Origin of the sequence: Sphingobacterium sp. HMA12, assembly GCF_002933815.1 — a bacterium.
GTDB lineage: Bacteria > Bacteroidota > Bacteroidia > Sphingobacteriales > Sphingobacteriaceae > Sphingobacterium.
In genome coordinates this window covers 66,954-80,150 of record NZ_BEYR01000007.1, presented here as the reverse complement: position 1 = coordinate 80,150, position 13,197 = coordinate 66,954, and the positions used below count along the sequence as shown (strand labels likewise).

General features: G+C 45.7%; 6 protein-coding genes. All 6 read right to left on the bottom strand.

From position 1 onward, the window contains the following. Nucleotides 1–12: 12 nt before the first annotated feature. The gene (locus HMAT_RS24475; protein WP_104385467.1) at nt 13–1,740 is read right to left on the bottom strand and encodes a RagB/SusD family nutrient uptake outer membrane protein; all 1,728 of its coding nucleotides are present in this window, start codon (nt 1,738–1,740) and stop codon (nt 13–15) included. An 87-nt stretch (nt 1,741–1,827) separates the two neighbouring features. Further along, a complete protein-coding gene (locus HMAT_RS24470; RefSeq protein ID WP_104385466.1) occupies nt 1,828–4,104 on the bottom strand; it encodes a GH92 family glycosyl hydrolase in 2,277 nt (758 codons plus the stop codon). Between the two features lie 29 nt (nt 4,105–4,133). Further along, nucleotides 4,134–6,827 (bottom strand): glycoside hydrolase family 2 TIM barrel-domain containing protein, encoded by a 2,694-nt coding sequence (locus tag HMAT_RS24465; protein ID WP_104385465.1) that lies wholly within the window; start codon nt 6,825–6,827, stop codon nt 4,134–4,136. Continuing rightward, nucleotides 6,824–9,163, bottom strand: a complete 2,340-nt coding sequence (locus tag HMAT_RS24460) for a GH92 family glycosyl hydrolase (RefSeq protein WP_104385464.1) — start codon at nt 9,161–9,163, stop codon at nt 6,824–6,826. The genes HMAT_RS24465 and HMAT_RS24460 overlap by 4 nt, the downstream gene beginning before the upstream one ends. Nucleotides 9,164–9,188: 25 nt before the next feature. Further along, a complete protein-coding gene (locus HMAT_RS24455) occupies nt 9,189–11,762 on the bottom strand; it encodes a glycoside hydrolase family 38 C-terminal domain-containing protein (RefSeq protein WP_104385463.1) in 2,574 nt (857 codons plus the stop codon). A gap of 4 nt (nt 11,763–11,766) precedes the next feature. Continuing rightward, nucleotides 11,767–13,176 carry an SGNH/GDSL hydrolase family protein gene (locus tag HMAT_RS24450; RefSeq protein ID WP_104385462.1) on the bottom strand — a complete coding sequence of 470 codons (1,410 nt, stop codon included), beginning with the start codon at nt 13,174–13,176 and terminating at the stop codon, nt 11,767–11,769. Nucleotides 13,177–13,197: the final 21 nt, after the last annotated feature.

The following is a 13,197-nucleotide window of genomic DNA, read 5'->3' as shown; positions in this document are numbered from 1 at the left end:
GTTTAATTTTTTTTAATAACCTGGATTTTGAATCAAGTCTAAGGACTTAGCTACTTCAGATTGCGGGATAGGCCAGAGATACATACGTTTGTCAAAGACACGTTTTCGTACGTTGATGGTATTATAGCTTGTCCCCGATGCTGTACGGACAGGTTCGGTGCCATGCAGCTGTTTATTTTCCAATGATTCAGCCAGCTTCCAACGGCGTACATCAAAAAAACGGTGTCCTTCAAAGGCCAGTTCTTTTTGTCGCTCATTCCGGATAATCTCGCGCATAGCTTGTTTGTTTAGGCCAGTAGGCAATACAAAAGGATCCAATCCTGCCCTTTCTCGGATTGCCTCCACCGCCGCATAGACCTTCTGATCCGGGATCCCAAGCGATTCGTTGCGTGCTTCAGCATAGTTCAACAAGATTTCGGCATATCGGATGATTGGCAGACAGCGTGGCGTATAGGTATTAAACCAATCCGCCGCTACATCCCTATTGACCATTTTATAGGTATAATATCCTGTAGGCGTGCCCCGGTAGATAGCATCCTGTCCCGAAGTCACGTTATTTGGATTGGTCTTATCGATATAGATATTGACTGGTCTCCGGGCCAATCCATCCCGGTGGAAGACCAAAGACTGATCCCGGGTTACGGTATTTGCCAAGCGGGGATCCCGGTTTTTATAAGGGGTTTTCGGGTCGTATCCAGCATTGGGATCGTTAATAGGCAAACCATTCCGCATCCCAAAAGCATCCACCGTTTCCAGATAAGGATAAGCTCCCGGATTGCTTACCCCAAAAGTTGGAGGGTTCCAGATCCCTTCAAGATCCCGGTTGGAATCTTGCATTTTGGCGAGGATATATTCTGAATTTTTACGCTGTTGAAACAGCTGATAGAAGCCAAATCCAGGTTCGGGATCATTGTTGACATACAAACTATAATGTCCCGATTCAATGACCTGCGCTGCTGCCGCTTCGGCCCGCTGCCAGCGTGTTTCATCCACGACGGGATAGGCAACGACATCCTTCAACGCCTCCTCTGTTGTCACTGGGCTACCATTGAACAGCGGACTCGCAGCATAAAGCAGTAAGCGAGATTTCAACCCATAACAGGCTGCTTTATTGATGCGTCCATAGTCTTCACCCGCATGTTCCCATGGGAGATCCTGCGCTGCGGCATCGCATTCAGCCGCGATATAGCTCACACATTCATCGAAGGTATTACGCTTGGCCGGGATCACATCACTCGCTGCGTATACACTATCTCCCATCAGTGGCACACCACCATAATGTTCCAATAAGATAAAGTAATAATAGGCCCTTAAAAACCGGGTTTCGGCTTTTACCCGCACCTTAATAGCCGTACCAAAGCGTGCCCTATGCAGGTTTTTAAGCATAATATTTGCCCTACGAATATTGGTATAGGGTTTTGCCCATGCATCATTGGTGATAATATTGGAGTTGACGGTACCGGTAGCAAACTGGATAAAGGTATTGATGCTGCCCAGTCCAGCGCCTTCCGCTTCGTCTGTGCTGGCATCAAGCCCGCCCCCACCAAAGCGCTTGGGCCAAGTCGCAAACCCAATATCACCATATATTCCAGACAGGAAGTTAATGGTATATGTACTATCCGAAAAGACGACCTCTTCATTCAGATCTGATGATTGCGTCTGATCTAAAAATCCCTGTTTACTACAAGCCGTACAGGCCAGGAAGGCCAGTGCGCAAAATGTCAATTGGCTTTTGTTCATAATTTTTTGTAAAACAGTAAAATAATTGGTTATGCTATCATGATGTCAGCGAACCTAGCCCGCTGACATCAAATTTTTTCAAAAGATCTAATCGATCGAACTCAGGGAAAATGGCCTTGAAGCCGTCGAAATCCCTCTTTCATAATTGGGTTTATCCCCCATGACAAAATGAAGCTCGCCCCCTTTCAGCAGATCTTCATATCGGATAAAATTTTTGTCGTAGGCTGCTCCATTGAGTGCTGCTGATTGGATATAGACATGTTGTGGACTATTATTATCCGCCTTAATGGTAAATGTTTTCCCATTATCGAGACTGATGGTCACCTTTTTGAACACCGGACTTCCAAATACATATTCATCCGTTCCGGGACAGACACTGTAGATCCCCATAGCACTCAAAACATACCAGGAAGACATCTGTCCTTGGTCCTCATCACCCGGATACCCCTTTTCTGTCGCGTTATAAAGGCGCGATGTCACCATACGGGCATATTTTTGTGCTTTCCAGGGCTGACCGCTGAAATTATACAAATACGGGACGTGCTGTGTTGGCTGGTTGCCGTGTGCGTATTGCCCCATTTTTGACAACAACATTTCGCGCATTTCATGGATTTCCTGTTTATAGCTACCATAATTGACACGTTGCTCCATGGTAAAGAACGTATCCAGTTTTGCATTAAACTTATCCACCCCACCGATCAGATTGATCAAGCCATTCACATCGTGCATCACCGACCAGGTATATTGCCAGGCATTTGCTTCAGTGAAAGGGCCACCCCATTCTACAGGATCAAAGGGTTCACGCCATTGCCCATTGTCTAGCCGGCCACGCATAAAGTTTACGGCAGGATCAAATACATTCCTGTAGTTATACATCTGTCGCGCAAAGATATTTTCATAGAATTTGTTGCCCGTAGCCTTGGCCAACTGATAACCACAGAAGTCATCGTAGGCATATTCCAACGTCTTTGCCGTACTTTCGTGAATATCCCCATAAGGAACATACCCTTTGGTAAAATACTCCTTCCAGCCTTCGCGTCCATTTGATCCGCCCCAAAAACCCTTATTCGTCGCTTCATGATAATAGGCAGCCAGAGCACTGTCCGCATCGAAGGTTCGGATCCTCTTCATCCAGGCATCCGTCAATAACGAAATGGCATGATTGCCGATCATCACGCCGGACATTCCGGGATTGGACCAGGTCGGAAAAAATCCGACCTGCTTTTGCGCGTCCAGCAAGGACTGCATATAACGCCCCTGCATGCCCGGATGCAAGAGATTGCTCAAAGGAAATTGCCCACGAAAGGTATCCCAAAAACCATTATCAGTAAACATGTACCCCTTATGGATCTTCCCATCATAAGGACTGAAATAATAGGGGTTACCCTCCGGATCCATTTCATAGAACTTCCGTGAAAATAAGTTGGCCCTGAACATGCAAGAATAAAATGTTGCCATCTCTGCTTCCGTCCCTCCCTCTACTCTTACTCTATTCAGCAATGCATTCCAGGTATCAAAAGCTTTCTTTTTACTTACATCAAAGGTATTATGTCCTTCCAGTTCGCGTTTAAAATTGAGATTTGCCTGTTCAGGACTGATATAGGATGAAGAGATTTTCACTTCCACTTTGGCCCCCGGGCGGAATTCCAGATACCCACCTTTACCTTTCCCAGCATCATAGCGTTGTGCGGCCTGAATGTTGCCCTCTACATTTTCCCAGGTGCCATAAGCTTTAAAATCCTGATCAAAGGTCAGCACAAAATAATTTTTCATATGTTCGGGCACAAAACGCCCATTATGCACATACCCGACAATCTTCCGTTCTTCGGGTATAATCTTAATCTCGCTATCGCCCAAAAAGCCATCCAATAACAAGAATGCTTTTTCCTTTTTCGGGAAACTAAAGCGCATATGCGCCCCTCTTTCCACTGGACTCAATTCCGCCTTGATGCCGTTGTCAAAATTGACGGCATAATAATGCGGTTTGGCGATCTCATTTTCATGCTTAAAAGAGAGCGCCCGGCGCTCCTCATTGACTTCCAGTTTTCCAAGGCCTGGCATCAAAGAAAAAACCATATAATCGCCCATCCAGGGACTGCATTGGTGAACCTGCTGAAATCCCCGTATGCTGTTTGCTTTGTATTGATATTTCCAGCCATCTCCATTTTTCCCCGTTTGTGCTGAAAAGAAATGCACCGCAAAAGGCAGTCCTACCGTAGGGTAAGTATTTCCATAGGACAGGCTCCATTCAGAATCTGTCCCTTGGAGGGTATTCACATACTTTACCAGATCCGCCTGCTGCGCATACACCTGACTTAACATCGTATAAAGCGTGGTCAGATAAATACATAATCTTTGTTTCATAATTACAGCTATTTAAATTTGTATCATCTTTAAAAGATGTTCTTTAATTTCAATGTTTCTTTTTCGGCATGACCATATTGCTTCCATAACAGCTTCGCATTTTTCAATTGCTCTGCATGAGATTCCGTAAGCCGAACAAATTTTTCCTCGCCCGGCATCAGGGTAAAATAATTGTCCGAAATCATGAGCGGCAAAATCCGTTCATTTGTTGCTGCATCAACCAAGCGCAAGCGATTACCAAATGATACCGTCGTTCCACTGTTAACGATCCGGAGTACAATACCGTCGGTGCCCGCTTCTTTTTTATAGTCAAATTCAAGCTTGGCCTTCGGTAAGCTAGTTAGGCTGGTATAATCCAGCTCTTTGCGGCCATTTCGCCAATAGAAATTTTCAGACAGCAAAACGCCGTTTCTATCCTTCAGGGTAAGCTTTATATAATGTAGATCCGACAAGGCTTTAGCTTCTTGTTCGCCATCAAAATTTAGCCGGAAGACCTCCATCGCCACATTAGACTGTATGGTAGCGCGGGTTTGCAGGTCATATTTTTTGATCTCTTTGCCACTCATATCGAAGATCCGCGCCGAAATCCATACCGAATCAAGGCTCTTTAAGCTTGTATTGATGACCTTAACACTGTTGTTGAATGCATTCCATTGTACATGTACCGGCTCACAGGCCTTTTTCGCCCCCCAATAGGCGCCCGTTGCATCATAATAGTAATCATAAGTCTGCCATACAAATGAAGGGTAGGCCGACTGACTCATCCAGATCAGCATACCTGCTGCATCGTCCCAGAGTTTGTCGTTCCAGGCTTCATACATGCCCTTCATCACTTCCAGGTTAAGGTATTGTGCCTTTTCAGCAAATGCAGCCAAATTCGTCGATTCACCATATTGTTTATTGACCGCATCTTTATATTGTATGGGGCTCGCGTTAGAAGCTTCTTTACCAAAAAAATGCCTATTCCACACATTCTCGTCCTCCGATTTTAGTTGTTCATCCGTAGGCAATGGCCAAAGCTTGTCTTTCGGAATAAACTTCACGATACTTTCATAATTGGGGAAAGTAGCCGTTCCGATTTCCGTGCGTAGGCCATAGCCATAATTGCTGCTATAAGGGTAAGGAGGATCGTTCCAGGCCAGATTGCTTCCCGAAGTTTCAAAATGATGCCGCGGAGGTTGGTTGCCCCACCATCCGCTTCCCGAAAGCCCATCCTGATTGGAACTAGACTTATACAACCGGTCATTATGGTCTTCCGAAGCCACAATAGCACGCAGGTAATTATCCAATTCGGGTTTCGGACGAGTTTCATTGGCTCCGCACCAGATCGCAATACTGGCATGATTTCGCAATCGTTTTACTTTATCTAGCGCATTTGCTTTAAAGTCTTCATCATTGGCAACATCGTTATAAGCGACATAAAGCCAAAAGTCATCCCATACCATAATCCCATAGCGATCGCAATAATCATAGAAAGCATCGTCTGTAATCGAGCCTGCCCACAAGCGGATCATATTATAGTTCATATCCTTATGCAACTTGACCTTGACACCGTACTCTTCCCCTTGGCAGCGGAGTAAGTATTCGCTCATTCCCCAATTCCCGCCTTTGAGATAGATTTTTTTTCCGTTGATATAGAAATTCAGCACTGGCCATCCCGCTTTATTGCGCACATAATGGTACTCATATTTACGGATACCAAACTGGATCTGCTTCTGATCCGAGATCTCATCACCAGTTTTTGCGGTAAGCGAACAACTGTACAAATTCGGATCCCCATAACCATTTGGCCACCATAGCAGGGGCTGTTTGATGAGAAATTCCTTTACCTCATTGCGGGTGATATATACCTTTTGGGTGCTGTTTGCAGCGACCTTCACTTTTTTAGAAAATCGGATATCCCCAGGCATAACGATTCCTTCGAGCGTTATTTCTTTGGCCTGATCGCTTGTATTTTTTAGATCAGTCGAAAAGTCCAGGTAGGCAAACTCATTACTTTCCAGGTCGGACCGCATCCAGGGATCTTCCATACTGACGTCACCTGTAAAACGCAACGATACATTGCCGGTAATCCCGGCCAAGCGTCCCGGCACATAAGGCATCCAGTCCCAGCCAGCTGCAGCCAAGTATGTGGGGCTTGCCGTTACACCAAAAGGTTCTTTTGCTGTACGTGTTTTTTTCTGATCGGCATCGGTAATCAACACCGCGATTGCATTGTCCTGTCCCTCGCGCACGAGATCCGTAATATCAAATTTGCTGCGCAACATATGGCCACTGACATCTTTGGTAGAGCCAGCTACGCCCGATAGTTTCACTCCGTTGCAGAAAAAATCAGCATAACGGTTGGTATTGTCAAAATGGATCCACACACGCTGTCCCTTTCTATAGTCTGCGGGTAGGCGGAAAGTTGTACGGTACCAGAACGGACGGTTGAATAACTGTTCATCCACGCGGTAGATGTTGTCCGCAAAATTGGGATCCGGTACAAGTCCCTGATTCACATAAGCCGTAAAGACGACACCCGGGACAATACCGCGCACGGGGTCTTTGATCCGAAAATTAGGTTGTGCTATTTCCTGCCCCGAATAAGGCAGATCCGATTGGGGCTTTATTTCCCAGCGAATCGCAGGATTATCACTATTGAGCGAAATCTCGCGTACTTGCCCATAGCCTACAAGTACCAGCTGCAGGAATAGCAGTATATATACTAGTCTTGTTTTCATTTGATTCCCCAGTTTTTGTTTGGATTAGGTCCCATATACAGCTCCAAAGTTGCTCCGGCCACCATATCTTTAAAGTCAATATAATTTTTAGCATAGGGCTTTCCGTTTAGGACCGCCCGTTGGATATACATATTGTCCGGCGAATTATCGTGAGCGATCATGCGAAACCTTTTACCCGAGAAATAATTAGGATCCAGCTGAAAAGACAATTCCTGAAATATGGGACTTGTTATTTCAAAACGTGTTGAGCCCGGACAAGAGGGATGTATCCCCGATGCGGCCAGCACGTACCAGGCCGACATCTGTCCTACATCCTCATTTCCCACGATCCCCTCTACGGTATTACTATACGCGTTGTCGCAGATGTAACGGGTCCATTTTTGGGTGAGGTAAGGCGCATCCAGGTGGTTGAACAAAAACGGAACTAAATGCACTGGCTCATTGGCATGATTATAATAGTCGTTCCAGAGCATTTTTTCAGGCGTCTTCTCGAAAAAATCCTTTAGGTCCGCTAAGGTCTTCTCTTTCCCACCCATCAACTCGATCATACCTGGAATATCATGTGGCACAAACCAGCCCTGCTGGTATGGGTTACTTTCAATGGTACCATACCACTCTTTAGTGCGTGCATTCTCGGGCCATTCTTCCCATGATCCGTCACTTTTCCGGGGTCTGAACCAGCCTTTTTCTGGATCAAATATTTTTCGGTAGGCTTGGCTTTTGGTCAAATAAACTTGTTCCGTATCAGCCTTGTTCAATCCTTTTGCCAGCTGCGCAATGCACCAGTCGGTGTATGCATATTCCAGCGTATTCGAAATGCTCAATGCCCCCGGAGTGTAGCCTAACGAATCATTTCCAAATCTTTTGGAGGTATTGATTGCAAAAGTTAATGCTTTGGATGCGTCGTAATTGCGTATTCCTTTCACATGGGCATCTGCCAATACCGATAGCGCAGGATTACCAATCATGCAGCCTGAATACGCATTTAATAATTCCCAACGTTCAAAATAAGCCTTTCCAGATTCATCAGCCAGACTGATCAATGAATTGAGCTCATCATTTACCAAGGTAGGGTTGATCAATGTCTGTAATGGAAATTGTGACCGGAATACATCCCAGCCGCTAAAAATTGTCCGTTTGGTAAAGCCCTCACTACGGTGGATTCTGTTGTCACCACCCATATAACGTCCATCGACATCCGTAAAGATGCGCGGATCAATCATGGTATGGTATAGCGAGGTGTAAAAGATCGTTTTTTGATCCTTTGTACCGCCGTTGACGGCAATTTTTGATAGCTGTGCATCCCACATTTCTTTCGCTTCACGACGGACGCGATCGAAATTCTTGCCTGCTATTTCCTTTTCAAAATTATTTTTTGCCCCCTGCATATCGACGAATGAAATCCCGACCTGTAGATTGACCTGCTCACCCTGACTGGTTTCAAATTCGGAGAACACGCCGAGGTGTTTGCCTTCCATTTCGTTTCTTCCGGGCCACACTTTCGCTTCGGCCACCCGACTTTGGTAAGGTATGGACTGTACATCGTCACGCTTACGAGTCCAGTTGTCGGGAATTTCTGCCGACCAGATCCCGTGTTTTTTTAGTGGTTTATCGAAACGTGCATAAAAGTAAACCGTATAATCCGCCTTACCGTCGCCATCGCCCCAGCCACCACCCTCAGGCGTGCAGCGCATCCATCCCTGAATACTGTAGTCATCTACTTTTCGGACATATTGCTGTATCGCCGTGCCACCGACGCGACGCGCCAGATCAATCTGTATACGTGATTCCTTACTTTGGGGAAAGGTGAAACGAAGCATACCACTATGCGGGGCAGCGGTAGCCTCCACGCGAATATTATACCGTTCGAGATCAACCGCATAGTATCCAGCCTGAGCAACCTCACTGGATTTGTTGTAAGACGAGCGGTAACCAGTCAACGTACCATCCTCCTTTCCGGCGATGGTCTGTAATTTACCGATGGTGGGCATGACCAGGAAATTTCCGAGATCACCATACCAGCCCACGCCACTCATCTGGGTAAAGGCAAAACCTTCCATGCTGCGATGCTCGTAACTATACCCGGGGCTGTTATCCCCCCCTGTGATGGTATTGGGGCTCACCTGCACCATGCCATAAGGCGTCGTTGCCCCCGGAAAAGTCTTTCCCAGACCGTGATATGTACCTGCGGCACCCACACTTGTACTCGCACCAATAAATGGATTGACATAGTCTGCTGGACCGGAAACAAGATGATTTCGGCGACTAGCACACGATGTCGAAGACACGATTAGCGCGACAACAAAACAAGATAGCAGTCCATATAATTTATTCATATTGATTTATCGTTTTTTAAAGGTTCTATTTATTGACTTTAAAGGTCCTGATTCCAAATTGTGGCAGCTGTACCACAAAAGCTTTCCTGCCGTCAGCTATTCTGCTCAGGGGAATATTCCTTTTTTGCTCACCATTTAGCAAGACTTCCTGCAGCAAAGTCGCGGGAAAGTTTATGGTGACAGTTGATGAAGCCTGTTTATTGTCCGTATTAAACAGGCGTAAGCTAAGTTGTCCATGGTCCAACTGCAAGGCCGATATCTCCAAATGATCCTCCGAGAGTGCGATCAACTGTCGATCTCTGGCTTCGATATTGGGATGATAGGATGCCAATAGCGGTTCGTTCCATGCTTTGCTTCGGTCTGTGATACGCGCTATATTCCAATTTTTTTCATGAGGTATCAACGCATAGCGCATGTGTAATGGCCCAGTAATCTTATAATCCATCCCCCACAATCCCAAACCCGAGTATTGTGCAGTCAGACTCAAAGGGAACTCCTTACCATGTACATACGACCCCGTATGGTCCGTCAGTACTGCGAACCCATATTGACTAGTTTCGTCAAATAGGTCCACCCAGTTCAACACAACGTTGTTCTTAATCTGGTCCCACTGGCCAAAAAAGGTATCCTCCAAGCCACTTTCGGTGACATCAAAAGGTGCATTTTTGGTTATTTTCCCCTGCCTTAAAGTTGAGGGAAACATGACTTTCAACTTATAGCGATCGTCCGTAAAAGCACGTCTGTTATCTGTCCATTTCTGTTGTTGCTTATATTCACCGATGCCTACATTGCCTTTCCACTCGATGGTCAGGTCCATATCTATGCGTTGCTGCCCTGCAACTAGAGACAACAACTGTACAAAGGGATGTCCATTGATATTCCCTTTTACCTCCACCGTTGTTTTCAGCCCATCATCCTGCACGACAGCAAACGCTACAGGGCTTTCCTTAGAAGAATAAAATTTCCCCGCCTCATAAAAATGTCCTGAGATTTCTCCCATCCGATAAGCCCCGACCTGTGCTGCAAATTCCTTGTGATTTGCATATTTGGCAATCAGACTACTGATCGTTCCACCCTGCTTTTTGTTCAGCACAATCTTGTACAATTCATTTTCGAGAATACAGTTGCCTTCGTCGTCAAAACGGACGGTGTTTTTCTGTTCACCCGATTTAGATTGGCCTGGCTTAATAGGTTGAGCCACCTTAAGCTGATAAGTAGCATAACCAAAGCCATTCACCTCTGCTTCAAATTCCAGGACTTTACCCTTATCGGTTTGATGACACTGCGCGGGCAATTCCTCCTGTTTTCCTGTCCATACGGTGACATCATCCACATGTGCAGGTAACATCACCCGTACGCATTCCTTTCGGTGCTGGGCAAGCGTATTATAAACCCGTATGTAGCCCAGTTCAGCCTTGCCACTCCGTATTGAAGTGGCATAAGAAGCATGCGCCTGCTGGATCAATTGACCTGCAATGGTCAGCGTATTGCTGGTCCAGTCCTCGATTGCCTGAGCCCATGTCTGGTCCTTATGCAGCTTATTGTAAGGCACAATCCAAGAGTCGTGATGTTGTGCCATCATCAAGGTCCGCCAGGCCTCGTCCAGCAGTTTACTATCCGGTACAAAGCCATGATCCATAAAAGCCATGGCACCGATTTTTTCAGCCTGCAATAGGCTATTTTCAGCCTGGCGTACCTGTTGGGCAATGCGCTGTAACACTTGGCTACCCCACATTAAGTTAACCAAAATGTCCTCTTGTCCCATTTTCCAGCTGGGAACAGCTAGTCCAGCCGGGATCGACTGAAAATATTCCGTCCAGGTTGTGTAACGAACATTATTTTTCACCTTTTCCCCTATTCCCATCCATGGGCCATTTTTCCATCCCGCATCCTGGTAACACATCCCCACGGGATTGGTAATTCCAGCATCATAACAGCTCTTCCAGTAGTCTACCTTGTTGGCCCAGGCCATTGTCTGCCAGGTTGAGTTTTTTTCAAAAGCCTCATTTTCATAGCGGGGTACAGTAAGGATTGCCGTGCCATCAGGCCCTTCCCAGTTCAGAAATTGACCACCATATGCTCTTGTGTAACCGCCCCAGCAGGTATTTGGACATTTAAGTACCGCATACTGAAATCCGAATTGCTCGAGAATCTGAGGCAAGCTGCTTGTAAAACAAGGTTCTTCCGCAGCATAGGTTGTAAACTTAATTTTCGGAAAATGCTTATGGTATTTGGCCATACCATAAGCAAATTGACGGATAATACTTTCGCCTGAGATATTATATAGATAAGGTTGCGCATAGGTCGGATTTGTGAAATCCAGCCGTGAATCCTTGGCCCATTCCTTCATGCGTGCATAACCAACAGGATCCTTGATCTTGACCGTATCCCAGGTCTCGGGTTCAATCTCAAGTCCAATTCGCCAGCTTGGCGCTGCTTCCAGATGGTCGAGCATAAATGTCGTTACCCAAAGGGGGTAGTGTCCGTAAATCCCACCATGGTAACCATCGACAAAATAAGCTTGTTGCTGTCCCCGCAGACCAACTGCTGATACCAACACAATAAACAAAGTAACTGCAATTTTTTTCAACCCAGTCATGCCATTATTTTTTCAGCTGTACAAGACGCACAGACCGTTTAATAGGTTGATTTATTTCATTCATCCGCTGCTGTAGATCATCAATCTGGCTTCGCCATGCCGCACGAACTTCAGGATGCATCGCCTTGGCATAGAGATCTCGTTTTGCACGCAACCAACCATCTGTTGCTACATGTTGGTCCATGACCTCGATGGCTTTGCGATTGTCTGCATTCAAAAGTCCTTTTGGAAGAAAAAAATTGTACTGTACCCAAGCCAGATCACGGAAACGGCGTTCAATCTCCCAACGTTCTTCATTGAGGAACATCACTTTCAACGCCTGCTGATATTGGGGTGTCCGTGTCTGATTTGCCAAATTGATCCCTTTGTCCAAATCCGTAGCAGACCACACTCCGATTTCCTGATCGTCGATCCATAAGCTATAGTCTCCTTTAAGACCTTTTACCTGCAAAACTTCCTGATTCATTTCTTCCATAAACGGGACAATATTAACCGCATCGCGCTGACTATATTTAGCCCCCCATCCTCGAGCGATTGTATCCATGGGATAAGGCAATGCCGCCGCGAGATAATCAAAATTGAGGTTATTCCCAGCCTTTTTGACATTGTCAACAATACAGTTCTCAGCTTCTGTCACACGTTGTTTTGTTGCGTCAATGCCTACCCTTGCTACCCCCTGACCGACAAATCCCTGCGCTTTTAAAAATAAATAAGCCATTACCATATGCCCATTATTATCAGGGTGCACACGATCGCTTCCCGATAGGGTGAAGGATGGATCATTTTGCTGAAAATTCGTATTGATTGCGCTGATGGATTGATTGAAATCATAGAATTCCCAACCATTGCTTTTAGCCGATTCCCGTTGAAAATCGACGATGCGTTTCATTGCCTTATTTTTATTTTTAAATGGCTTATTATCCTTGATGACCACATTTTCGTCATAAGGTGTGCTTCCAAGTAATACCAGACGAGTACCTACCAATCCTTTGTATCGTCTTTCCATTTCTTTATAGCCGTCATACGACTCTTTTACCTTTGTATCCGCAAAAAGCTCAGGCTGATCACCGTTGTATTCAAAATAGCCTGAATCGTTCATACCGAAAGTGGTAATCAATACCGTGGGCTGCTTGCTGAAAACATCGTCATCCAATCTTCTGAGCATATCGACCACCCGATCGCCACCGATCCCTGCGTTGAATACTTTCAATTTCATCTCGGGAAAACGTGTTAGATAATACAGCCAGATATAAGCGTGGTAATGGCCGCCATCTGTAATACTATTTCCCAAAAAGACCACTCGGTCGCCATCTTTAAAAGGCTGAATTTGTTGCGCAACAGTCCGGACAGCTACCCCCAAAGAGACAAGAACAGTGAATCCTGCCAAAAAGATTTTTCTAGAATAATTTCCCATAAGATTAAAATTGTACAAGGT